The following is a 21705-nucleotide window of genomic DNA, read 5'->3' as shown; positions in this document are numbered from 1 at the left end:
AAAGCATGGCTGGTTTTTTCAAGAAGATATTTTCGTTCGGCAAGAAAGAGGTGGTCGAGGAGCGGGTCGACGAGACCGCCCCGCTGCCGCCGATCAAATGGGAAGCGCTCGAGGCGCTGAAGCCGGCGGCCGAGCAGGTCGTTCCGGAGTTCTTGAAGCGTGACGAGCTGGAGCGCGAGGCGGAAACTGCGCCGACGCCGACGACGGTCGAGCCGGAAGTGATCCCCGCGCCGGAATCGGCGCCTGTCGAGAAGCCGGTGCCCGAGCCGGCACCGGCCATTCCGCCAGCACCGGAGCCGACTATTCCCTCCGAGCCGGAACCCCTGCCGGAGCCCGAGCCGGAAGAAGAACCCGCGCCCGAGACGCCTGCCGAGCCGCCGGCGCCCGAGGAGATACCAACACCTCCCGCCGTTCCGGAGCCTGCTCCCGAACCGCAGCCGCAGGAGGTCCCGCCACCCGCGCCGGCCGAGCCGGAGATCGTCCCGTCACGCCCGGAACAGCAGCCGGAACCGGAACCGGTCGAAGTGCCGACGCCTGCCGAGGTTCCGGCCGAGACACCAGCCCCGATCGAGGTGCCGACACCGGGGCCGGCCCCTGCTCAGCCATTATCAGAGGTCAGCGCCGCCCCTCATCCGCCTGCTGGCACCTTCTCTCCGTCTGAAGACGGGGAGAAGGAAGAAGTTTCAGCACCGACGCCCGAAGCCCCGCCTGCCGAAATCGCACCTCCCATTCGCCAGCCGGCGCCGATCGAATCGCAGCCGGTCATTGCGGAAATTGCGCCCGAGCCGCAGTCTCTTCCACAACCCGCGCCGGAGCCAAAAGCCGCACCCGGCAAGGTGACCGTCACCAAGAAGGTCGAGCAGAAGGCCGAGCCACAGAAGGCGCCGGAGCCGGCACCGAGGCGCTCATGGTTCCAGCGCATGAAGGACGGGCTTGCCCGCTCCTCCAAGGAGCTCACCGGCAACATTGCCGGCGTCTTCACCAAGCGCAAGCTGGACGAAGAGACTTTGCAGGACCTTGAGGATGTGCTGATCCGTGCCGATCTCGGCATGGAGACGGCCTTGCGCGTTACCGACGCGCTGGCCGCCAGCCGCTACGGCAAGGACGTCTCCGACACCGAGGTCCGCGCCATCATGGCGGCCGAGGTGGAAAAAGTGCTGGCCCATGTCGCCATGCCGCTGGAGCTCGACCTTTCACACAAGCCGCATGTCATCCTGGTGGTCGGTGTCAACGGCACCGGCAAGACCACAACTATCGGCAAGCTGGCCGCCAAGCTCACCGATGGTGGCCTGTCGGTGATGCTCGCCGCCGGCGACACCTTTCGCGCCGCCGCGATCGAGCAACTGAAGATCTGGGGCGAGCGGACGAAATCGCCTGTGATCGCCTCAAAGATCGGCGCCGATGCCGCGGGACTGGCCTATGACGCCTTCGAGAAGGCCAAGGAGGCCGGTTCCGACGTGCTGATCATCGACACCGCCGGCCGCCTGCAGAACAAGACTGAACTGATGGCGGAGCTCGAAAAGATCGTCCGCGTGCTTGGCAAACTCGACCCGGAAGCACCGCACACCGTGCTGCAGACGGTCGACGCCACCACCGGCCAGAACGCGCTCAACCAAGTCGAGATCTTCCGCAATATCGCCGGCGTCAACGGCCTGGTGATGACCAAGCTGGACGGCACGGCGCGCGGCGGTATTCTGGTGGCGATCGCGGCAAAGCACAAATTGCCGGTCTATTTCATCGGCGTCGGCGAACAGGTCGACGACCTCGAACCTTTCTCGGCAAGCGAATTCGCCAGGGCGATCGCTGGAGTAGCTTAACAAGCATGTCCCAAAAAGTTGCAGACTTTTTGGATCAGATCATGCGCAAGAAAGAGATTCCATGAACCCACCCATTCTCGAACGCGATCCGTCGGACCCGCAGAAGCAGAAGAAGGAAGGCGTCAATCCGCTGCTCAAGCTAGTGCTGGAACTGGGTCCGTTGATGGTGTTCTTCTTCGCCAATGCGCGCGGCGGATGGCTGGTGCAGAAATTCCCTGTTCTGGCCGAGTTCGGCGGGCCGATTTTCGTCGCCACCGGGCTGTTCATGGCCGCCACGGCAATCGCCCTGATCGCCTCGTGGCTGCTCACCCGCACCTTGCCGATCATGCCGATGGTGTCGGGCGTCGTCGTCTTCATCTTCGGCGCGCTGACGCTCTATCTGCAGGACGACATCTTCATCAAGATGAAGCCGACCATCGTCAACACGCTGTTCGGCGGCGTGCTGCTCGGCGGGCTCTACTTCGGCAAGTCGCTGCTTGGCTATGTCTTCGATTCGGCCTTCAGCCTCGACGCCGAAGGCTGGCGGAAACTGACCTTCCGCTGGGGCCTGTTCTTCCTGTTCCTGGCCATCGTCAATGAGGTGGTGTGGCGCAATTTTTCCACCGACGCCTGGGTTACTTTCAAGGTCTGGGGCATCATGCCGATCACGCTTCTGTTCACCTTCAGCCAGATGCCGCTGATCCTGCGTCATTCACTCGAGGACAAGGCCGGCAAAGAAGAGAGAACCGGAAAGTAGAAAAAGCGGTTCTGCGTTCGTGAAACAATGAACCGTTCTGGGGAGAGGGACATGGAATTCATCACCACGCGCGACCAGTTGAGGACGATCTACAAGACGCCACGGCCGACCGACGGTTCTATCCGCAAGGAGCTGAAAAAACTTGACGGCCATTGCCGCTCCTTCATCGGCAAGAGCCCGTTCGTGCTGATCGGCTCGTCCGACGGTGCCGGCAATGCCGACGTGACGCCGAAGGGCGACAAGCCGGGCTTTGCCACCGTTCTCGACGACACCACCATCGCCATTCCCGATCGGCCCGGCAACAACCGGCTCGACACGTTGGAAAACATTCTCCTCAATCCCTCTGTCGGGCTGCTCTTCCTCATTCCCGGCATGAACGAGACGCTGCGCGTCAACGGCGATGCCCGCATCACCGTCGACGCAAATTTGCGCGAACGCCTCGCCGTCGACGGCAGGGAGCCGCAAAGCGTCGTCGTGGTCAGCGTCAAGGCCGCCTACATGCACTGCGCAAAAGCCTTCATGCGCTCGGACCTGTGGAAGCCGGAAACCTGGTACGACCGTGCGACGCTGCCGACGCTCGGCCAGATCATGCGCGATCAGCTGGCGGTTGCCGATTCCGCCGAGGCGACCGACCGCTGGCTCGACGAGGAATACAAGAAGACGATGTGGTAGGTTTCCGGACGCGATTCGCGTCTGGACCGATTCCATACCTTGCTGAACATCCTTGCCATTTCCGGCAGCCTGCGCGCGGCTTCCACCAATTCGGCGCTGATCGCCGCACTGGCCCGCGAAGCGCCGTCCGGCTGCCGCGTCACCGTCCATGACGGGCTTGGCCGTCTGCCCATCTTCAATCCCGATGATGAGGGCGAGCGGACGCCGCTCGAAGCCTCCAAGCTGATCGATGCCGTCACCCGAGCCGACGGCGTGATCGTCTCCTGTCCGGAATATGCCCATGGCGTGCCGGGCGGGCTGAAGAACGCCCTCGACTGGCTGGTCTCGCGCGACGCCGCCGTCGCCAAGCCCGCCATGCTGGTGCACGCCTCGCCGCGCTCGCTGTTCGCTCGCGCCGCACTGGCCGAGATCATGCGCACTATGTCATTCGCGTTGTGCGAGGATATGCTGGAGATTGTGCTGTTGGGGAAGAAGCAGCCGGAGGTCGAGAGCATCCTGGCGGAGCCGGCGAACCGGCTGGCGATGCGCGATGCGCTGAATGCTTTCGCGGACTTTATCCGCGCCCGTTGAGTGCCGACCCACCACGCATTCGTCATCCTAGGGCGAAGCAAGGAGCGAAGCGACGCGGCGCAGACCCTAGGATCCATGCCGCGACCTTTGCCGAGAATGCATCGGTCCAAGAAGGGCAGCCTAACGTTGGATACTACACGGACCGCCAAAGACAGTATTGCACCGTTGTGCCCTGCTCGAAAGTCGCGGCATGGATCCTAGGGTCTCCGCGACGTCGCTTCGCGACTGCTTCGCCCTAGGATGACGAAGGAAAGGGGCTTCGCCATGCCTTCGAAATCAACCCTTTCGCAGCGTCTCCACATCCGTCTTCCCAACATACCAATCACGCGCATTGACCTCCTCGAAAACCACCCAGACATCGTCGTTGCTCAGCCCGGTGGCGTCCATGATGGCCGCCGTGACCTTTTTGGCGATGTCCGCCTTCTTGCCCGCCGGATCGGCTGATATCACTTCCTTGACGATGCGGATGTTGACGAATGGCATTTTTTCCTCCCGGGATGTTCGTGCTCGCGACCCGCTTCGATGAAACCGTCGAACGGCCGCCAGTGCTCCAGTCTCAGTATGTCTTGGCGCCGTTGACCATGAGCCGCACCATGTAGAGCGACGTGGTGCCGGCGATGTAGAGGCAATTCAGCTTGTTGCCGCCGAACACGCAGTTGGCGGTGACTTCCGGTACCTTGACCTTGCCGATCAGCGTGCCGTCCGGATCGTAGCAATGGATGCCGTCGGCGGCACTGGTCCAGATGCGGCCGTCCTCGTCGAGCCTGAAGCCGTCGAACAGGCCGGCCGTGCAGTCGGCGAAGACTTTCTCGCCCGAAACCTTCTTGCCGCCCTTGCCGACATTGAACACCCGCATATGCGCCGGATTCTGCGCGCCATGCGTGCGGCCGGTGTCGACGACATAAAGCTGGCTCTCGTCTAGCGAGAAGGCCAGGCCGTTGGGCCGGACCATGTCGGTGATGACGGCTTCGACCTCGCCGGTGCCGGGATCGACCCGGTAGACATGGCAGGCGCCGATTTCGCTCTCGGCCCTGTCGCCCTCATAATCCGTATCGATGCCGTAGCTCGGATCGGTGAACCAGATAGAACCGTCGGATTTCACCACCGCGTCGTTGGGCGAATTCAGCCGCTTGCCCTTCCATTTGGCCGCGATCGTGGTGACCGAGCCGTCGAACTCGGTGCGGCTGACGCGGCGGCCCGAATGCTCGCAGGTGATCAGCCGGCCCTGCCGGTCGACGCTGTTGCCGTTCGAATTGCCGGACGGCTGCCGGAAGACGCTGACATTGCCGTCGGTCTCGTCATAGCGCAGCATGCGGTTGTTGGGGATGTCGGACCAGACGACATAGCGGCCGGCGGCGAACCAGGCCGGCCCCTCCGCCCACTGGCATCCGGTGAACAGCTTCTCGACCTGCGCGTTGCCGTTGAACAGGCGCGCGAAGCGCGGATCGAGAATTTCATAATAGTCCGCAGCCGCCATGCTTTTCCTCCCGGCATCAATGACACCGGATCAAGACAGCCGGAGGGACAGAAGGCAATGTGGGTACGCACATTGTGATGCAAAAGATCGCTTGCCGGCTCTGCGCATGACGTTAATGCATGTCGCCCAAAAGTGGCCCCGGTTTTGGGAGAACGACATGCATAAAAACAAAGACCTGAAGCGCGTCGCCTGAATCCGTTCAAACGCGACGCGCTTTAGCGCCGCATTAACCGGCTATGCGTTCAGCGCAATGGTGCATTGCAACATCTTCTTTTTGCAATGCACCATTACTATGTCATGCTTCGTATCGATCAAGGGAGGAAGAAACCGCCGCCGAAACGCGGCGCCAAAAAGGAACCTTGCTATGATCCTCGACAGTCTCATGACCCGCGCTCGCAACAGCATTGCCAAGCGCAAGCACTACAACCGCCTTGTCGCCGAAATCGACAGCTTTTCCAGCCGCGATCTGGCCGACATGCGCGCCGACCGCTCGGAAATGCTCTACCAGATCCACAAGCAGATCTACGGCTGAGTATTCGATCGCCTCATCACGTTCGCCATCCTTGGGCGTAGCGACGCGTGGCGTTGCGAAGACCCAAGGATGATGCAGCTACGCGTATAGGTGCGTCGCGACGTCAGTTCGACGCCGCCAGCGCCTTGTCGATCTGTGGCAGCAAGAGATCCCTCGCCGTCTCGGGCGTCAGCGGGCCGACATGCTTGTAGGCGATCTTGCCGTCCTTGCCGATGACGAAGGTTTCCGGCACGCCATAGACGCCCCAGTCGATCGCCGCGCGGCCCGCTTCGTCGACCCCTATCGCCTGGAACGGATTGCCGAGATCGCCGAGGAACCGGCGTGCGTTTTCCGGCCGGTCCTTGTAGTTCAGCGCCGCCATGCTGAAACGCTTGTCCTGCGACAGCGCCAGAAGCACCGGGTGCTCTTCGCGGCATGGCGCGCACCACGACGCGAAGACGTTGACCAATGTGACCTTGCCGGCGAAGGTTTTCGAATCGAGCCCCGGCAGGTTTGAGCCCTCCAGCGCCGGCAGGCTGGTTTGCGGCGCAGGCAGGCCGATCAGGGCCGACGGCACTTCCGAAACATCGCGCCCCGACAGCAGCTGCGACAGGAACAGTCCGGCCAGGCCGAGGAAGATCAGCAGCGGCAACAGCACGAACAGGCGACGAGTGCGCGGGGGCGGCGTTTCTGTTTCGATGCTCATGGCTTTGCGACCTTGTCGGAGCGACGCCTCACGCCGGACGCCTCCAGTTCGGCAAGCTCACGCTTGCGCGCCCGCTGGTCGAGCAGGATCCAGCCGATCAATCCGGCCAGCACCACGGCAGTGATGCCATAGGCAGCGGTCACATAGAGTGCATGCGCGCTCATGCGGCAGGCCCCGCTGAAGTGCGGCCTTCCAAGCCAATCATGTCGCCCAGTCTAGACATGCTTTCCCTTAGCCTCGCTCCGTCGGCTTCGCAATCCGCAGTCATACGCCGCGTCAATCCGTGCCATGGCGCAGCGCCAGCGCCGCCGAGACCGGACCCAGCACGCCAAGGAACAGGGTTAGCGCGGCAAGAATGAGGAAGGGCTGCAGAAACGGATCGGGATTGGCGGTCGCCCCATAGCTTGCCGAAACGCCGAAGATCAGCACCGGAATGGTCAGTGGCAGCACCAGAACCGAGATCAGCAGCCCGCCACGCGGCAGCGCCACCGCCACCGCCGCACCGGCGGCGCCGATGAAGGTGATGGCAGGCGTGCCGACCAGCAGCGTCAGCGCCGTGGCGCCGATGCCGAGCGGCTCCATGTTCATGAACAGCCCGAGCAGGGGCGCGGCGACCACCAGCGGCAGCACGCTGCCCGCCCAATGCGCCAGGCATTTCACCAGCACCGTCAAGGCCAGCATGTGGCGATCATTGCCGAGCACCAGGAGATCGAGCGAGCCGTCCTCGCGGTCGGCCTGGAACAGCCGATCGAGACCGAGCAGGCAGGACAGCAGCGCGCCAATCCACAGGATCGCCGGCCCGATGCGGGCCAGCAGCTTCAGGTCCGGCCCGACACCGAACGGGATGGTGGCAATGACGGCAAGGAAGAAGATGACCCCGGTCAGCGCCCCGCCGCCCGCACGGATGTTGAGGCGGATGTCGCGCAGGAAGAGAGCTAGCATAGTTTGAGATGCTCGGGCGCCGACATCAACCCGTTTCCCCCATCCTCAACTCCATCCCCTCGATCCCCAGCGGCAGATGCGTCGCCGCGACAATCATCCCGCCATCCGTGCAATGCTTGGCCATCAACCCCGCAAACCGCGCCTCCGACGCCTTGTCCAGCCCTGCTGTCGGCTCATCCAGCAACCACAATGGCCGGTGGCTGACCAGCAGTTTCGCGATCGCCGCCCGGCGCCGTTGCCCGGTCGATAGATAGCCGAACGGCAGGTGGCCGATGCCACCGAGCCCGACCGTTTCCAGCGCCTCTTCGACGCCGAGCTGTCCGTCGCCGTTGAAGTCGCGCCAGAAGCGCAAATTCTCCGCCACGCTGAGCGCCGGCTTCATTGCGTTCTGGTGGCCAAGGTAGTGACAGGCCGAGGCAACAGACGGGAACGCTTCGCCCCCGTCTTCAATCTTCATGGCACCCTCGATCCTCACGCTGCCTTGCGCCACCGGCAGCAGCGCGGCGATGACCCGCAGCAAGGTCGACTTGCCCGATCCGTTCGGCCCGGTAACGATGAGCGCCTGACCCTCCTCCAGGGCAAAGCCGATGCCGGAAAACACCGCGTCGCCGCCTCGCTCGCCGCCCAGATTTTCGGCGATCAGCCGCATTCCTCGCCTGCCCTGAAACCATGTGTCGCGGCCGCTGCCGCATCGCACAAAATTGCTTTCCAACTGTCTAGAACTATTCCAGAAAATTCTCTATATGCGGTGCATCCGTGCCAGCGGTCGGCACGGGAACAGAATTAGCGCCGAACCAGCGCACGCGCCGCCTTGAACGGCTCGGGTTGCTTGGGAACGGACAGCGGAAATGGCCGTACCCGCACCTTTGCGCGTGATTGCATGCCATCGGCGTCCGTTCCCTTTCAGGCTGAACAGACAAGGATCGCACGTGTCAAAATCCCTCGACAGTTTCAATTGCCGCCGCACGCTGACCGCAGGCGGCGCGGAGTATGCCTATTTCGACCTCATCGAGGCCGAGAAGAACGGCCTCACCGGCATCTCGCAGCTGCCCTATTCGATGAAGGTGCTGCTGGAAAACCTGCTGCGCAACGAAGACGGCCGCTCCGTCACCAAGGAATCGATCCAGGCGGTGGCCGGCTGGCTGACCGACAAGGGCACCGCCGGTGTCGAGATCGCCTATCGCCCGGCCCGCGTGCTGATGCAGGATTTCACCGGCGTTCCGGCCGTGGTCGACCTTGCCGCGATGCGCGACGCCATGGCTTCGCTCGGCGGCGATCCGCAGAAGATCAACCCGCTGGTGCCGGTCGACCTCGTCATCGACCATTCCGTCATCGTCGACGAATTCGGCACGCCGATGGCCTTCGCCCGCAATGTCGAGCTGGAATATGAGCGCAACGAGGAGCGCTACAAATTCCTCAAATGGGGCCAACAGGCGTTCCGCAACTTCCGCGTCGTGCCGCCCGGCACCGGTATCTGCCATCAGGTCAACCTCGAATATCTCGGCCAGGTGGTGTGGACCAACACCGAGGACGGCGAAACGACAGCCTATCCCGACACCTGCGTCGGCACCGATTCGCACACCACCATGATCAACGGCCTTGGCGTGCTCGGCTGGGGCGTCGGCGGCATCGAGGCCGAGGCGGCCATGCTCGGCCAACCTGTCTCCATGCTTTTGCCTGAGGTGATCGGCTTCCGCCTCACCGGCAAGCTCAAAGAAGGCGTCACCGCCACCGACCTCGTGCTCACCGTCACCCAGATGCTGCGTAAGAAGGGCGTCGTCGGCAAGTTCGTCGAGTTCTTCGGGCCGGGCCTCTCCAACATGACGCTGGCCGACCGCGCCACCATCGGCAACATGGCGCCCGAATATGGCGCCACCTGCGGCTTCTTCCCGGTCGACTCGGAAACCATCCGCTACCTCACAATGTCCGGCCGCAGCGAGGACCGCATCGCGCTGGTCGAGGCTTATGCCAAGGCTCAAGGAATGTGGCGTGAGACCGGCTCGACCGATCCGGTGTTCACCGATCTGCTCGAGCTGGAACTTGGCTCCGTCGTGCCGTCGATGGCCGGACCCAAGCGGCCCGAGGGCCGCGTCGCCCTGGAAGGCATTCCGGAAGGTTTCGCCAAGGCGATGGAGACCGAATACAAGAAGGCCGCCGAAATCTCCAAACGCTACGCAGTCGAAGGCACCGACCATGATCTCGGTCATGGCGACGTCGTCATCGCCGCCATCACTTCGTGCACCAACACCTCGAACCCGAGTGTGCTGATCGGCGCCGGCCTCCTGGCCCGCAACGCCAACCGCCTCGGTTTGAAGCAGAAGCCATGGGTGAAGACCTCGCTGGCGCCGGGCAGCCAGGTGGTCGCCGAGTATCTGGAGAAATCCGGCCTGCAGAAGGAACTCGATCAGATCGGCTTCAACCTGGTCGGCTTCGGCTGCACCACCTGCATCGGCAATTCCGGCCCGCTGCCGGCGCCGATCTCGAAGACCATCAACGACAAGGGCCTGATCGCTGCCGCGGTCTTGTCCGGCAACCGCAACTTCGAAGGCCGCGTCTCGCCCGACGTGCAGGCGAACTATCTGGCCTCGCCGCCGCTGGTCGTCGCGCACGCGCTGGCCGGCACCGTCACAAAGGACCTGACCACCGAGCCGCTCGGCGAGGACAAGAACGGCGAGCCGGTCTACCTCAAGGATATCTGGCCGAGCTCGGCCGAGATCCAGGAGTTCATCGAGAAGAACGTCACCCGCGAGCTGTTCGCCCGCAAATATGCCGACGTCTTCAAGGGCGACGAGTACTGGCAGAACGTCAAGGCGCCGGAAGGCCAGACCTATGCCTGGGACGACAACTCGACCTATGTGCAGAACCCGCCCTATTTCGCTGGCATGACATCAGGTTTCGGCAAGATCGGCGACATCAAGGGCGCCCGCGTGCTCGGCCTGTTCGGCGACAAGATCACCACCGACCACATTTCGCCGGCCGGATCGATCAAGGCGGCCTCGCCGGCCGGCAAATACCTCACCGACCACGGCGTCGGCGTCGCCGACTTCAACCAGTACGGCACGCGGCGCGGCAATCACGAGGTGATGATGCGCGGCACCTTCGCCAACATCCGCATCCGCAACCACATGCTGGGCGAGAACGGGCGCGAGGGCGGCTACACCATCCACTACCCGTCGAAGGAAGAGGAATCGATCTACGACGCGGCGATGGAGTACAAAAGGGAAGGCGTGCCGCTGGTTGTCTTCGCCGGCGTCGAATACGGCAACGGCTCGTCGCGCGACTGGGCTGCCAAGGGTACCAATCTCCTTGGTGTCCGCGCGGTCATCGCCCAGTCCTTCGAGCGCATCCATCGCTCGAACCTGGTCGGCATGGGCGTTATCCCCTTTGTCTTCGAGGAAGGCACCTCATGGGCATCGCTCAACCTCAAGGGAGACGAGCTGGTCGAGATCGACGGCTTGAGCACCATCAAGCCGCGCCAGACGATGATCGCCAAGGTCACCTATGGCGACGGCACGGTGAAGAATGTGCCGATCATCTGCCGCATCGATACGCTGGATGAGCTCGATTACTTCAAGAACGGCGGCATCCTGCAATACGTGCTGCGCGATCTTGCTGCTTAGTACGGGAGTAAGGGAGTAGGGCAGTAAGGGAGTAGGGAAGGGAATCCCTATTCCCCTATTCCCCTATTCTTCGGCTTCCCAAACCGCGCCGCTGCCGCCAAAAGCACGCTGAGCATCACGCCGTTGAGGATGTGCCAGAGGAAGTGCGTTCCGAGCGGAAAGCTGCCGCAGACCACCGGGTCGATCATCCGGCAGATGACGGACACGACGAAGATCGCCGAGCCCGCCAGATTATACCAGCCGGCGCGATTGCCGCTCACCGTCACCCAGACACCGAAGAAGGCGAGCGCCAGGAACGGCGGCAGATAGCCCGTCGTACCGTTCGACGCCTGGCGCAGCCAGTCCGGCACGGCAAGGGTTATCGCCCCGGCAAGCACATAGAAGGCAATGAAGATGGCGATGGCCTTGCCCCATCGCATGCCGAGGAAGCGGCGTAAATTGAACAGCGTGTAGGCCAGCGTGAAGCCGGCGATCGGCAGCACGTCGGCCCAGACCGTGCCCTTGGTGGCAAAGGTGTGGAAGATCGTCGAACCGATGCCGATCGCCACCACCCACCAAGCCAGCACCTCGGCGAAGGCGCCGGTGCCCAGCCTTCGCACCTCGCGCACGCCCCACAGGCCGGCGGCGATGAAGGCGAGATTGGTCAGGGCGTTGACGGGTTCGGACCAGAATTCCGGGCCGGTCCGCTCGCAATAGAGGTCGACCGGCGCCAAAAACGTTTGCCACATCGTGATTGCCGCCCGAATCGGTTTCTATCCTGAAGCGCAGATCCTTCCTATTGCGGGGTTGCGGTCGGCTGCAATGGCAAAATTTCACCGCAACGTGACTTCCCGTTGACTTCCGGTTCTGCCACATATTTTAGCAATCAAGATAAAGCCGGCACCACCGGCGGGAATCGGAATGGCCATGGCCTCGCGAAAATCATTGTGGCTGGCAGCTCTTGCGCTGGCCTTCTCGGCGTCTGCCGGCGCCGGGCATGCCGGCGAATCCGATCGCGCCCATGCCGACCGGGTCCAGATCGACAGGCCCCAGATCGAAAGGCCATTGGGCGTGGTCGAACTGTTCACCAGCCAGGGCTGCAGTTCCTGCCCGCCGGCCGATACGCTGTTCTCCGAACTTGCCGCCAAGGAAGATATCGTGGCGCTCGCCTATCACGTCGACTATTGGGACTATCTCGGCTGGCAGGACACGCTGGGCCGCAAGGAGAACACCGAGCGGCAATACGACTACATGCGCGCCTTCGGCAGCCGCTCCGTCTATACGCCGCAGGCCGTCATCAACGGCCGTGTCCACGTCAACGGCGCCAGCCGCGGCGAGGTCGATGGCGCGCTCGCCCGCATGGCCAAGAACGGCGAAGGCATGCGTGTCGCCGTCAAGGTCAGCCGCACCAGCGACCGTGTGACGATCGACGCCGGTGATGCCGGCAACGGCCCCAGCGACGCCCATGTCGTCATCGTCTATTTCGACCCGCCGCAGACGGTCAAGGTCGGCGAGGGCGAGAATACCGGCCGCAAGATGACCTACTGGAACGCCGTCACCGGGATACAGACCGCCGGCATGTGGCATGGCAAGGCACAGCGCTACGAGCTGCCGATGAGCGAGATTGCCAAAAAGGGCGGCTGCGCCGTGCTGCTGCAGTCGGTCGGTAAGGACGGCATGCCCGGTCCTATTCTCGGCGCCGCGTTCATCCACAAGCCGTAACGGACGCCGGCGCCCCCCATCTTCGCTAGGACTGTGGATGGGAGGCCCCCTCATCCGGCCGCTTCGCGGCCACCTTCTCCCCGAGGGGAGAAGAGATAAAGCGCCCCCGCGATCTCCTCTCCCCTCGGGGAGAGGTCGGATTGTCCCGAATTGCCCCTTCGCAATTCGGTTGGCAATCCGGGTGAGGGGGACGCGACGCTCGGTGAAACCGCACTCGACTCACCCCAATAAAAAACCGACGTCAGCTTGCTTCTGACGTCGGTCATTTAGGTTTTGGGATCGTCGCACCCGATTCTTCCGAGGAAGAACCGAGGTTGGTTCGATCCGACGCAGACCCGTGGGCGGGGGGCTTGGGGTTTACGAGCCGGTGCCGGACCGAACCGTCTCAGGCAACACCGGTAAATTCGTCGGACATTGGGGCATGAGCGCGGATAAAAAAAGGCAGAAATGTGGCGGAACATCACCAATTCCAACACGGCGTTTCATAAAAGTGACTGGACGTGACGGAAACAGCGCGGCGCGGGGCTCGGTTCGCCGGGCCTTGCAATTCAGTCGCGAACACGCCAACTTTGGTTGGCAAAGATTCATTTTGAAGGATCGAGGCATGACGGATGACAGCGGCGGGACGGGGGATGGGGACGCATCCGCGATATTGATCCCGCTGCACGAGGCGCGACGCGAACGTCTCGATCAGCCGGTGCGGTTCGACCGCCGCGAGCTGGACCAGATCCTCAGGCTCTACGGACGCATGGTCGCCGCCAATGAATGGCGCGACTACGCCATCGATCATCTTGCGGACCGCGCCGTGTTTTCCGTATTCCGCCGCACCAGCGAAGTGCCGCTGTTCCAGATCGTCAAGGATCCGAAACTGGCCCGCAAGCAGGGCGCCTTCGCCGTCATCGCCGCCGGCGGCCGCATCCTGAAGCGCGGCCAGGAACTTGGCCGCGTGCTTGGTGTGTTCGACAGCAAGCTCAAGGTTGTAGAGGCTTGAGCTACGGAATTGAAGAAACTGGAGAATTGAAGAAAAGGGCACTCGACGCCTGATGTAACCGCCTTCTTCTTCAGTTCTTCAATTCCCCAATCCTCGCTTCAGCCCCCTCTAAGGCGAAACTTCCGCTCCGGCAGCGAGCTCGGATCGGGCGGCGCCGATGCCCCACCATTCAGCGACAGCTGCATGAACACCGTGTCCAGCCAGCGCCCATGCTTGTAGCCGGAACCTTCGAGGCGTCCCGAATAGCGAAAGCCGAGCTTTTCGTGCAGCCGCACCGAGGCACTGTCGGGACGGCCATCGCCGATCACCGCGATGATCTGGCGAAAGCCCGCCGTCGTCACTGCCTCGATCAGGCTTTGCATCAGCTTGAGCCCGACGCCCTGGCCCTTGGCCTCGGGCGCGACATAGACCGAATCCTCGACGATGAAGCGATAGGCCGGGCGCGGCCGGAAGGCGCCGGCATAGGCGTAGCCGAGAACAGTGCCGTCCTTCTCCGCCACCAGGTAAGGAAAGCCGCCGGCCATCAGGCTGTCGAATCGAACACCCATCTCCGCGCGGCTCGGCGGCTCCAGCTCATAGCTCGCCGTGCCTTGGGTCACCGCGTCGGCATAGATGGCCGTGACGCTGTCGAGGTCGGCCACCGTGACAGGCCGGATCGTAATATTGCTCATTGTTTATGCATGTCGTTTCTCTGCTCGCAATAACAGCAAAGGCCAAGACAAAAGAAAAGGGCGGCCGTTGGGCCGCCCTTCTGGAACTCGATGGTCCAAGCGCTGCTGTACTAGCGGCGGTCGCCCATGAACTGCAGCAGGAACATGAACAGGTTGATGAAGTCGAGATAGAGCGTCAGTGCGCCCATGATCGCCTTGCGGCCGGCGACGTCGGAAGTGTCGCCCTCGAAATACATCTCCTTGATCTTCTGCGTGTCATAGGCGGTGAGGCCGGCGAAGACCAGCACGCCGATCGCCGACACGGCAAAGGACAGCGCCGACGACTGCAGGAAGATGTTGATCACCGACGCGATGATGATGCCGAACACGCCCATGATCAGGAACGAGCCCATCGCCGTCAGGTCGCGCTTGGTGGTGTAGCCGAACAGCGACAGCGCGCCGAAAGCGGCGGCGGTGGCGAAGAAGGTCTGCGAGATGCTTGCCGTGGTATAGACCAGGAAGATCGACGACAGCGACAGGCCGACGAGACCGGCATAGACCCAGAACGTCGTCTGCGCGGCAGCGACGCTCATCGACTGAATCCTGAACGACAGGAAGAACACGGCGGCCAGCGGCGCCAGCATCACCACCCAGCGCAGCGGCGAACCAAAAATCGCATAGCCGAACGAGGTCAGCATCTCGCCGCTTGGCAGCGTCGCGACAGCCGAAGCCGGATCGGTGGTGGTGGCCAGCATGATCGTGCCGACAGCGGCAAGACCCGTGATGAGGAGGCCAAGCCCCATCAGATTGTAAACCTTGATCATGTAGGCGCGCAGGCCCTGATCGATGTCGGCACCGACGCTGACGCCGGGCACGGCGCGCGTCTGGTAGTTGCGAATGGGATCAGCCATTGTAGTCCTCTATTGCTTCTGCCCCGTCGGGTGTCAGGTCCTTCCGGACCCAGGCGCCGCTGGCAGGGCTCCAGCATGCCTGTGGCGAAATATGATGGTTATTCGCGTCAAGAACAAGACCGTAACCGGATGTAACGGTTCGTGAGGCAACCAAGTGCCGATTCCTCGGCTTTCCGGACGGCTTTCTTACCAAGATTTAATCCAGGATGCCTTTCCGGGCCTGTCGTCACAGGTTGCGCAGCACCGGTGCTGCCTTGTGGCCGAGCACCCGCCAGGTGCCGGCGAGACCAATGCCGACCGTGACCACCAGCGAAAACAGAATGGTTGCCACCGCCACCTCCGGCATGAAATGCGACGGCAATGTCATGATGCGCGCGACGACGAACCAGGCGGCAGCACTGCCCGCTGCCAGCGCGAAGATGGCGGTGGCCAGCCCGATCAGCATATATTCGAGCGAGAAGGCCGATATCAGCGTCGTGCGTGTCGCACCCAGTGTCTTCAACACCACCGCATCATGGATGCGCGCCCGGTTGCCGGCTGCAAGCGCGCCGGCCAGCACCAGCACCGAGGCGATCAGCGCCACGCCAGCGGCGGCCCGGATCGCCGTGCCGAGTTGCCCGACCAACCGGTTGACGACATCGAGCGCGTCCTTGACCCGCACCGTCGTCACCGCAGGGAAGGCGCGGGTGACGGCGTTGAGGATGCGGGCGTCGTCGGCCGTCGAGGCACTCTTTTCGGTCAGCGTCGCCATCCAGCCATGCGGGGCGCCTGCGAATGTGCTGGGCGAGAAGATCATGACGAAATTGATGCCCATCGTCTCCCATTCGACCTGGCGGAAATTGGCGATCCTGGCCGTGACATTGCGGCCCAGCACATTGACGGTGATGGTGTCGCCGAGCTTCAGCCCGATCTCCTTGCCTTCTTGCGCCGAAAACGAAACCAGCGGTTCGCCGCTGTAATTTTCGGGCCACCAACTGCCCTCGGTCAACGTCGCGTTCTCCGGCTGCCTGATGTCATAGGTAAGGCCGCGGTCGCCCCTCAGCACCCAGGCGCCTTCCGCCGGCACCTTCACCTTGTCGACATCGACGCCGTTCAGCGCCATCACCCGGCCGCGCAGCATCGGCACCTTGGCCAGCACGCCCTGCGGCGCCTCCTTGCCGATCAGCGCCGAGAAAGACACGACATCGGCGCTCTGGATGTCGACGAAGAAGAAGTTCGGCGCCCGTTCCGGCAGGCTGCCGGAGATCTGCCGCCTGAGATTGCCGTCGATCAGCGCCAGCGTCACCAGCAGCGTCAGGCCGAGCCCCAACGACAGCACCACCGATGGCGTCAGGGCGCCTGGCCGATGGATGTTGCCGATAGCGAGCCTGAGCGCCACGAAGCGCACGCGCGGGCTTTTCCTGGCCGCCCATTGCACCAGTGCGCCGACCACGCGCAGCACGAGGAAGGCGAAGACGGTGGCGCCGACAAAGATCGAGGCGATGCGCTGGTCGCCGGAAAACAGAATGGCCAGCGCCGCCAGCAACAGCGCGATGCCTATGGCCGCCGCGACATAGGCGGGGCGCGGCAAGCCGCGGCCTTCCAGCCCCATCTCGCGAAACAGCGCGGTTGCCGGCACATCGCGGGCGCGGCCGAGCGGCAGCAGCGCGAAAGCCAACGTCACCAGCAGGCCGAACAGCGCCGCCATGCCGAGCGCGCCGGGATAGAAGCCGCCTTCAGCCGGCACCGGAATGACGGATTGCAAGGCCGCACTCGCCGCGAACGGCATCAGCGCGCCGAGCACAAGGCCCAGCACGATACCCAATGCGGCAATGATCAGGATCTGCACGAGATAGACGGCAAAGACGAAGCCGCCCGAAGCGCCCAGGCTCTTGAAGGTGGCGATCACGCCGCGCTTGCCGTCGAGATAGGCGCGCACCGCATTGGCGACGCCCACACCGCCGACCACCAGCGCCGTCAGCCCGACCAGGGTCAGGAACTGCGAGAAACGTTCAATGTTGGACGACAGCGCGGGCGCCGCGTTGCTGCGTGTGCGGATCGACCAGCCTGCTTCGGGGAAATCCGTGGCGGCCTGGTCCTGGACGGCCTTCAGCCGCGCCTCGTCGGCGTCTGCCGGCAGGCGGATCTTGTAGGCATTCTCGACCAAGCTGCCCGGCTGGATCAGTCCAGTGGCCGCCAGCCCGTCCGTCGAGATCATCAGCCTTGGCGCGAAGCCGAAACCGTCGGACACGGCGTCCGGTTCGGCGACCAGCCTGGCGCGCAGTTCGAAAGTGGCGGTGCCGAGCTTCAGCCGGTCGCCGATCTTGACGTGCAACCGCTCGAAGAGGAGATCGGGTGCCGCCGCACCGAAGACGCCGAACTCTTCGCCGAACAGTTCCTGTTTCGAGAGTGCCGGCTCGGTCTCCAGCGTGCCATAGAGTGGATAGGCATGGTCGACCGCCTTGGCCTCGACCAGCGCCTGGTCGGATCCGTCGGCCAGACGCGCCATCGAACGCATGCTGGCGGTCCGGGAAACCGTGCCGAGCCCGTCAAGGAAGCTGCGCTCCGCCCGGCTGGCGTCACGCTGGTTGATCTGGAAGCGAAGATCGCCGCCGAGCAGCGTCTGGCCCTGATTGGCGACACCGGCGGTGATCGAACGCGCCACCGAGTTGACGCCGCCGATGGCCGCGACGCCGAGCGCGATGCAGGCGAGGAAGATCAGGAAGCCGGACAGGCCGCCGCGCATCTCGCGCAGTGAGAAGCGGACCGCGAGCCTCAACGTCCGGGACAGCGGCATCAGGCCGTCACCTTGACGGGGGCCGGTGCCTCGATCCGGCCCGAGCGCATCGAAACCTGGCGCGAACAGCGCGCCGCGAGCGCCGGATCATGGGTCACCAGCACCAGCGTCATGCCGCGCTCGGCCGCCTTGGCAAACAAGAGGTCGGCGACCTGCCGCCCGGTCGCCTGGTCGAGATTGCCGGTCGGCTCGTCGGCGATCAGGATGCGCGGCGACGGCGCCAATGCGCGGGCGATCGCCACGCGCTGTTGCTCGCCGCCCGACAATTCGCCGGGATAGTGGGTGACGCGGTCGCTGAGGCCAACCGCCGCCAGCTCGCGCGCCGCCACCGAAAACGGATCGGCATGGCCGGCCAGTTCCAGCGGCACCGCGACATTTTCCAGCGCCGTCATGTTGGGAATGAGATGAAAGGACTGGAACACGATGCCAATGTTTCGGCCACGAAACGAAGCAATCTGGTCCTCGCTTTTGCCGTTGAGCAGCTCACCGGCGATTCGGACCGTCCCCGAATCGACCCTTTCCAGGCCTGCCAGGACCATCAGCAATGTCGACTTGCCGGAACCCGAAGGCCCTACGATGCCGGTCGCCTCGCCCGTCGCCACATCAAGGCTGACACCCTTCAGCACATGGACCGATGAAGCGCCCTCGCCAAGGGTCAGGGATACATCTTTCAGCGCGATGACGGCTTCTGTCAAAATGAAATCGTCCTATATCTGGAAAGGCTCTGCTTGCCGGAAGCCGTCGACTGAAGAATTCCTAGCTCATATGGGGCCTGCCGCATGTCTTTCAAACGCAGTATTGCCGCAGGCTTGATGGTTTTCCTCGCCATCAGCGGCGCCATGTCGTCGGCGAGCGCCGAGCCGTTCAAGATCGTCGGCTTCGGTGACAGCCTGATGGCGGGCTTCGGTCTTGGCCCGGACCAGGGCTTTACCGACAGGCTGCAGGCCGCGCTTGGCGCCAGGGGCCAGGATGTGATCGTCGCCAATGCCGGCGTCTCCGGCGACACGACGAGCGGCGGCCTGGCTCGGCTCGACTGGTCGGTGCCGGACGGCACGCAGCTTGTCATCCTCGAACTCGGCGCCAACGACATGCTGCGCGGCGTTTCGCCCGACATCACCAGGAAGAACCTCGACGAGATGCTGAGCAAGCTGAAGCAGCGCAAGATTGCCGTGCTTCTGGCCGGCATGCGTGCCGCACCCAATCTCGGTCCCGACTACCAGAATGCGTTCGACGCCATTTTTCCGGACCTGGCGAAGAAATACGAAGTCGTGCTCTACCCGTTCTTTCTCGACGGCGTCGCCGGCCAGCCCGGCATGCAACTCGAGGACGGCCTGCATCCGAGCGCAAAAGGCGTCGACCAGATGGTCGAACGCATCCTGCCGACGGTAGAGAAGGTGATCGCGGCAGTGCCGGGCGATTCCTAGCGGATTGGAACTGTTTCCGCCCGGCAAGCTTTTAACAGGGACTGTGGCCAACAAACCTCTTGCTCCGTTTGACTATCGATGATTCGCTATAGGTGACAGTTCGATTCGAGGAAGGGAGGCTCTTCATGCCGCGTCTTTTCACCGCCCTCGAAATTCCGCGTGACGCTGCCCTTTCGCTGTCCCTGCTGCGGGGCGGCTTGCCGGGAGCCCGCTGGATCGATGTCGAAAACTACCATCTGACGCTGCGCTTCATCGGCGATGTCCCCGGCCATGTCGCCGACGAGATCGCCAACGCGCTCGACCGCGTCCACCGCCCTTCCTTCTCGCTGGCGCTGTCCGGCGTCGGCGCTTTCGGGCAGAAGAAGCCGCATGCGGTGTGGGCGGGTGCTTCCGCCTCGCCCGGTCTGGCTGCCCTTCAGGGCGAGATCGACCGCATCTGCCAGCGGCTCGGCATCCCGGCCGATCCGCGCAAGTTCATGCCGCATGTGACGCTGGCGCGCTTACGCAATTCGACTCCGCTGGACGTCGCCCAATATCTGTCGGCGCGCGGCAATTTCTCGACGCTGCCGTTCCGCATCGGCCGTTTCGTGCTGATGTCGTCGCGCGATTCGGTCGGCGGCGGACCCTATATCGTCGAGGAAGCCTGGCCGCTGTCAGGCACGGACGCCCGCGCCTCCAGCCTTGTCGCCAGCGCCTCCGACGCCTCGCGGATCATGCGATAGGCGGAAGCGAAGGCTTCTGCCTCGTCATGATAAGGATCCGGCACGTCGCGTGCCTTTCCCTGCGCGAACTCCAGGAACAGATGGATGCGGTCCTGCACGGCCGCCGGCGCCAGCGCCTTCAGGTCGGCGACATTCGACCGGTCCATGCCGAGGATCAGGTCGAAACGGTGGAGGTCCTGCGGCGTGACCTTGCGCGCCCTCTGTCCGGAAATGTCTACGCCGTGCCGCACCGCGATCGCGATCGCGCGTCGATCGGGGGCAGAGCCGGCCTCCCAGTCACTGGTTCCCGCTGAATCGAGCAGGATATCCCGGGCCGATCCGCGCTCGGCCCAAACGGCGCGGAAGACACCTTCCGCCAGCGGCGACCGGCAGATGTTGCCGAGGCAGACGAAGAGAATGGAGTTTATGGGCTTCGCGCTCATCGATCCGTCGCTATGGTGAGGGTCGTTTTCGAATAGCACAGGATATGGACATGGCGAGAGAGAAACTGGGCAGGCAAGCCGCTGAAGCCGCATTGACCGGTCTCGACGGCTGGGCGCTGGCGGAAGACGGCGCTTCCATCAAGCGCACATTCACCTTCGCGAATTTCTCCGAGGCTTTCGCCTTCATGACCCGCGTCGCGCTTGCCGCCGAGACGATGGACCATCATCCCGACTGGTCGAATGTCTACAAGACCGTGGATGTGACGCTGAACACTCACGACGCCGGCGGCGTCACCGCGCTCGATATCGATCTGGCCAAGAAAATGAACCGTTTTGCCGGCGCCTGAGGCCTGGTATCGCCTCGGGAGGCCCAAATCGGCACCGGCATCTTGTAGCGGGGGTCGGGTTTCACCACATTTTCCCCCGCGGGCATGCGCCGGAAGCGCATGGGCGCTCGCAAGGAGAAACTGATGGCGCGACAATCCGGTTTTGATTTCTTCGGCTTTGGCGGCAAGCTGGCGGACGAGAGCCAAGTGCGCGAGAAATTCTGGCGCACAGCCAAGAAAGCCGCGCGGCAGATCCCCTTCATGGAAGAGGTCGTGGCCGCCTACTACTGCGCCATGGACAAGAACACGCCGCTGCGCGCCAAAGGCATTCTGTTGGCCGCGCTCGGTTATTTCGTGCTGCCGGTGGATGTCATCCCCGACTTCGTCTTCGGGCTTGGCTTCACCGACGACATCGCCGTGCTCACCGCCGCGATCACCGCCGTCAGTGCCCACATCACCACTGCGCACCGGCAGGCGGCCAGGGACGCCATGGCCGACAAGGGCTGAACACGCGCACGGAACGCCGTTGAAGCCGGCTTTCCGCGGCAGCGTAAAAAGTCAAACTCTTGCCGCTTTCGTGGCCTCCAAGTCGCCAAAGGGATGTCGCGCCAGCCGCTCGCAAGGCGGCGGCGCGGGAATGGCGGCGGTTTCCTCGGGGTGAGGGTCCTTTTCTCTTCGGAAATTCACCGTTTGGTAACCCAGATTAAATCAAAATGAAGCGACGGGCAGGA

24 protein-coding genes are annotated in these 21705 nt (G+C 63.5%); 12 read left to right on the top strand and 12 right to left on the bottom strand.

From position 1 onward, the window contains the following. Positions 1 to 5: 5 nt before the first annotated feature. The 4 genes from ftsY (at position 6) to NKI21_RS04090 (ending at position 3795) form a co-directional block, all read left to right on the top strand. Complete coding sequence (ftsY, locus tag NKI21_RS04105) at positions 6 to 1817, top strand: signal recognition particle-docking protein FtsY (protein WP_023811293.1); 1812 nt, start codon at positions 6 to 8, stop codon at positions 1815 to 1817. 61 nt (positions 1818 to 1878) lie between these two features. Further along, on the top strand, positions 1879 to 2553 hold the full coding sequence (locus NKI21_RS04100) for a septation protein A (RefSeq protein ID WP_023811294.1): 675 nt from the start codon (positions 1879 to 1881) through the stop codon (positions 2551 to 2553). Positions 2554 to 2604: 51 nt separating this feature from the next. Beyond that, positions 2605 to 3225, top strand: a complete 621-nt coding sequence (locus tag NKI21_RS04095) for a pyridoxamine 5'-phosphate oxidase family protein (protein WP_023811295.1) — start codon at positions 2605 to 2607, stop codon at positions 3223 to 3225. Between the two features lie 39 nt (positions 3226 to 3264). After that, positions 3265 to 3795, top strand: a complete 531-nt coding sequence (locus NKI21_RS04090) for an NADPH-dependent FMN reductase (RefSeq protein WP_023811296.1) — start codon at positions 3265 to 3267, stop codon at positions 3793 to 3795. 276 nt (positions 3796 to 4071) lie between these two features. On the opposite strand, the gene NKI21_RS04085 is transcribed toward NKI21_RS04090, so the two are convergent. Together NKI21_RS04085 and NKI21_RS04080 are read right to left on the bottom strand one after the other, a co-directional pair. Continuing rightward, positions 4072 to 4278 (bottom strand): tautomerase family protein, encoded by a 207-nt coding sequence (locus NKI21_RS04085; protein WP_023811297.1) that lies wholly within the window; start codon positions 4276 to 4278, stop codon positions 4072 to 4074. A 73-nt stretch (positions 4279 to 4351) separates the two neighbouring features. Then, positions 4352 to 5272: an SMP-30/gluconolactonase/LRE family protein gene (locus NKI21_RS04080; protein WP_023811298.1), complete on the bottom strand. Its 921-nt coding sequence runs from the start codon at positions 5270 to 5272 to the stop codon at positions 4352 to 4354. A 364-nt stretch (positions 5273 to 5636) separates the two neighbouring features. Here NKI21_RS04080 and NKI21_RS04075 point away from each other — a divergent pair, with 364 nt between their 5' ends. Beyond that, positions 5637 to 5804 (top strand): hypothetical protein, encoded by a 168-nt coding sequence (locus NKI21_RS04075; protein WP_013528833.1) that lies wholly within the window; start codon positions 5637 to 5639, stop codon positions 5802 to 5804. Between the two features lie 103 nt (positions 5805 to 5907). Here NKI21_RS04075 and NKI21_RS04070 read toward each other — a convergent pair whose 3' ends face one another. The 4 genes from NKI21_RS04070 to ccmA form a co-directional block, all read right to left on the bottom strand. Continuing rightward, positions 5908 to 6489, bottom strand: a complete 582-nt coding sequence (locus NKI21_RS04070; RefSeq protein WP_023811300.1) for a DsbE family thiol:disulfide interchange protein — start codon at positions 6487 to 6489, stop codon at positions 5908 to 5910. Further along, on the bottom strand, positions 6486 to 6653 hold the full coding sequence (ccmD, locus tag NKI21_RS04065; protein ID WP_013528831.1) for a heme exporter protein CcmD: 168 nt from the start codon (positions 6651 to 6653) through the stop codon (positions 6486 to 6488). Before ccmD ends, NKI21_RS04070 begins: the two co-directional genes overlap by 4 nt. 112 nt (positions 6654 to 6765) lie before the next feature. Next, complete coding sequence (gene ccmB / locus NKI21_RS04060) at positions 6766 to 7431, bottom strand: heme exporter protein CcmB (protein ID WP_352442575.1); 666 nt, start codon at positions 7429 to 7431, stop codon at positions 6766 to 6768. Positions 7432 to 7456: 25 nt separating this feature from the next. Beyond that, positions 7457 to 8080, bottom strand: coding sequence for a heme ABC exporter ATP-binding protein CcmA (gene ccmA, locus NKI21_RS04055; protein ID WP_352442576.1), 624 nt, complete (start codon positions 8078 to 8080; stop codon positions 7457 to 7459). A 280-nt stretch (positions 8081 to 8360) separates the two neighbouring features. On the opposite strand from ccmA, the gene acnA reads away from it, so the two are divergent. Beyond that, positions 8361 to 11051, top strand: coding sequence for an aconitate hydratase AcnA (gene acnA, locus NKI21_RS04050; RefSeq protein ID WP_127273510.1), 2691 nt, complete (start codon positions 8361 to 8363; stop codon positions 11049 to 11051). A 47-nt stretch (positions 11052 to 11098) separates the two neighbouring features. On the opposite strand, the gene NKI21_RS04045 is transcribed toward acnA, so the two are convergent. Then, positions 11099 to 11779 carry a ceramidase domain-containing protein gene (locus NKI21_RS04045; RefSeq protein WP_352442577.1) on the bottom strand — a complete coding sequence of 227 codons (681 nt, stop codon included), beginning with the start codon at positions 11777 to 11779 and terminating at the stop codon, positions 11099 to 11101. Positions 11780 to 11951: 172 nt separating this feature from the next. Between NKI21_RS04045 and NKI21_RS04040 the strand changes: the two genes are divergently transcribed. Continuing rightward, positions 11952 to 12752 (top strand): DUF1223 domain-containing protein, encoded by an 801-nt coding sequence (locus NKI21_RS04040; protein ID WP_352442578.1) that lies wholly within the window; start codon positions 11952 to 11954, stop codon positions 12750 to 12752. Positions 12753 to 13356: 604 nt separating this feature from the next. Then, positions 13357 to 13743, top strand: a complete 387-nt coding sequence (locus NKI21_RS04035) for a DUF2794 domain-containing protein (protein WP_023811306.1) — start codon at positions 13357 to 13359, stop codon at positions 13741 to 13743. 98 nt (positions 13744 to 13841) lie between these two features. Here NKI21_RS04035 and NKI21_RS04030 read toward each other — a convergent pair whose 3' ends face one another. The 4 genes from NKI21_RS04030 to NKI21_RS04015 all read right to left on the bottom strand — a co-directional run bounded on the left by NKI21_RS04030 (position 13842) and on the right by NKI21_RS04015 (position 18775). Next, positions 13842 to 14414: a GNAT family N-acetyltransferase gene (locus tag NKI21_RS04030; RefSeq protein WP_352864602.1), complete on the bottom strand. Its 573-nt coding sequence runs from the start codon at positions 14412 to 14414 to the stop codon at positions 13842 to 13844. Between the two features lie 110 nt (positions 14415 to 14524). Further along, positions 14525 to 15304, bottom strand: a complete 780-nt coding sequence (locus tag NKI21_RS04025) for a Bax inhibitor-1/YccA family protein (RefSeq protein WP_127296342.1) — start codon at positions 15302 to 15304, stop codon at positions 14525 to 14527. 226 nt (positions 15305 to 15530) lie between these two features. Beyond that, positions 15531 to 18080, bottom strand: coding sequence for an ABC transporter permease (locus NKI21_RS04020; protein WP_352442579.1), 2550 nt, complete (start codon positions 18078 to 18080; stop codon positions 15531 to 15533). Continuing rightward, positions 18080 to 18775, bottom strand: a complete 696-nt coding sequence (locus NKI21_RS04015; RefSeq protein ID WP_023811310.1) for an ABC transporter ATP-binding protein — start codon at positions 18773 to 18775, stop codon at positions 18080 to 18082. Before NKI21_RS04015 ends, NKI21_RS04020 begins: the two co-directional genes overlap by 1 nt. Positions 18776 to 18859: 84 nt before the next feature. Here NKI21_RS04015 and NKI21_RS04010 point away from each other — a divergent pair, with 84 nt between their 5' ends. Together NKI21_RS04010 and thpR are read left to right on the top strand one after the other, a co-directional pair. Continuing rightward, positions 18860 to 19504, top strand: a complete 645-nt coding sequence (locus tag NKI21_RS04010) for an arylesterase (protein WP_128304279.1) — start codon at positions 18860 to 18862, stop codon at positions 19502 to 19504. Positions 19505 to 19629: 125 nt separating this feature from the next. Then, complete coding sequence (thpR, locus tag NKI21_RS04005) at positions 19630 to 20226, top strand: RNA 2',3'-cyclic phosphodiesterase (protein WP_127382293.1); 597 nt, start codon at positions 19630 to 19632, stop codon at positions 20224 to 20226. Here thpR and NKI21_RS04000 read toward each other — a convergent pair. Then, a complete protein-coding gene (locus NKI21_RS04000) occupies positions 20130 to 20648 on the bottom strand; it encodes a low molecular weight protein-tyrosine-phosphatase (RefSeq protein WP_128304280.1) in 519 nt (172 codons plus the stop codon). The two genes, thpR and NKI21_RS04000, sit on opposite strands and share 97 nt — an antisense overlap. A gap of 50 nt (positions 20649 to 20698) precedes the next feature. Here NKI21_RS04000 and NKI21_RS03995 point away from each other — a divergent pair, with 50 nt between their 5' ends. Together NKI21_RS03995 and NKI21_RS03990 are read left to right on the top strand one after the other, a co-directional pair. Then, the gene (locus NKI21_RS03995) at positions 20699 to 20995 is read left to right on the top strand and encodes a 4a-hydroxytetrahydrobiopterin dehydratase (protein WP_023811314.1); all 297 of its coding nucleotides are present in this window, start codon (positions 20699 to 20701) and stop codon (positions 20993 to 20995) included. A 123-nt stretch (positions 20996 to 21118) separates the two neighbouring features. Then, on the top strand, positions 21119 to 21481 hold the full coding sequence (locus tag NKI21_RS03990) for a YkvA family protein (RefSeq protein ID WP_352864597.1): 363 nt from the start codon (positions 21119 to 21121) through the stop codon (positions 21479 to 21481). The last annotated feature ends 224 nt before the right edge of the window (positions 21482 to 21705 follow it).

Source organism: Mesorhizobium sp. M0715 (assembly GCF_040320355.1).
Taxonomy (GTDB): Bacteria; Pseudomonadota; Alphaproteobacteria; order Rhizobiales; family Rhizobiaceae; genus Mesorhizobium.
This window is presented reverse-complemented; position numbering and strand designations above follow the sequence as displayed.

Excerpts from the sequence above, each read along its gene's own strand:
- ftsY (WP_023811293.1), top strand. The coding sequence starts at position 6 with ATGGCTGGTTTTTTCAAGAAGATATTTTCGTTCGGCAAGAAAGAGGTG.
- NKI21_RS04070 (WP_023811300.1), bottom strand. The coding sequence starts at position 6,489 with ATGAGCATCGAAACAGAAACGCCGCCCCCGCGCACTCGTCGCCTGTTC.
- NKI21_RS04080 (WP_023811298.1), bottom strand. The coding sequence starts at position 5,272 with ATGGCGGCTGCGGACTATTATGAAATTCTCGATCCGCGCTTCGCGCGC.
- NKI21_RS04035 (WP_023811306.1), top strand. The coding sequence starts at position 13,357 with ATGACGGATGACAGCGGCGGGACGGGGGATGGGGACGCATCCGCGATA.
- ccmA (WP_352442576.1), bottom strand. The coding sequence starts at position 8,080 with ATGCGGCTGATCGCCGAAAATCTGGGCGGCGAGCGAGGCGGCGACGCG.
- NKI21_RS04045 (WP_352442577.1), bottom strand. The coding sequence starts at position 11,779 with ATGTGGCAAACGTTTTTGGCGCCGGTCGACCTCTATTGCGAGCGGACC.
- NKI21_RS04085 (WP_023811297.1), bottom strand. The coding sequence starts at position 4,278 with ATGCCATTCGTCAACATCCGCATCGTCAAGGAAGTGATATCAGCCGAT.
- NKI21_RS04075 (WP_013528833.1), top strand. The coding sequence starts at position 5,637 with ATGATCCTCGACAGTCTCATGACCCGCGCTCGCAACAGCATTGCCAAG.
- ccmD (WP_013528831.1), bottom strand. The coding sequence starts at position 6,653 with ATGAGCGCGCATGCACTCTATGTGACCGCTGCCTATGGCATCACTGCC.
- NKI21_RS04040 (WP_352442578.1), top strand. The coding sequence starts at position 11,952 with ATGGCCATGGCCTCGCGAAAATCATTGTGGCTGGCAGCTCTTGCGCTG.
- NKI21_RS04000 (WP_128304280.1), bottom strand. The coding sequence starts at position 20,648 with ATGAGCGCGAAGCCCATAAACTCCATTCTCTTCGTCTGCCTCGGCAAC.
- NKI21_RS04025 (WP_127296342.1), bottom strand. The coding sequence starts at position 15,304 with ATGGCTGATCCCATTCGCAACTACCAGACGCGCGCCGTGCCCGGCGTC.
- NKI21_RS03995 (WP_023811314.1), top strand. The coding sequence starts at position 20,699 with ATGGCGAGAGAGAAACTGGGCAGGCAAGCCGCTGAAGCCGCATTGACC.
- NKI21_RS04030 (WP_352864602.1), bottom strand. The coding sequence starts at position 14,414 with ATGAGCAATATTACGATCCGGCCTGTCACGGTGGCCGACCTCGACAGC.
- NKI21_RS04100 (WP_023811294.1), top strand. The coding sequence starts at position 1,879 with ATGAACCCACCCATTCTCGAACGCGATCCGTCGGACCCGCAGAAGCAG.
- ccmB (WP_352442575.1), bottom strand. The coding sequence starts at position 7,431 with ATGCTAGCTCTCTTCCTGCGCGACATCCGCCTCAACATCCGTGCGGGC.
- thpR (WP_127382293.1), top strand. The coding sequence starts at position 19,630 with ATGCCGCGTCTTTTCACCGCCCTCGAAATTCCGCGTGACGCTGCCCTT.
- NKI21_RS04010 (WP_128304279.1), top strand. The coding sequence starts at position 18,860 with ATGTCTTTCAAACGCAGTATTGCCGCAGGCTTGATGGTTTTCCTCGCC.
- NKI21_RS03990 (WP_352864597.1), top strand. The coding sequence starts at position 21,119 with ATGGCGCGACAATCCGGTTTTGATTTCTTCGGCTTTGGCGGCAAGCTG.
- NKI21_RS04095 (WP_023811295.1), top strand. The coding sequence starts at position 2,605 with ATGGAATTCATCACCACGCGCGACCAGTTGAGGACGATCTACAAGACG.
- NKI21_RS04020 (WP_352442579.1), bottom strand. The coding sequence starts at position 18,080 with ATGCCGCTGTCCCGGACGTTGAGGCTCGCGGTCCGCTTCTCACTGCGC.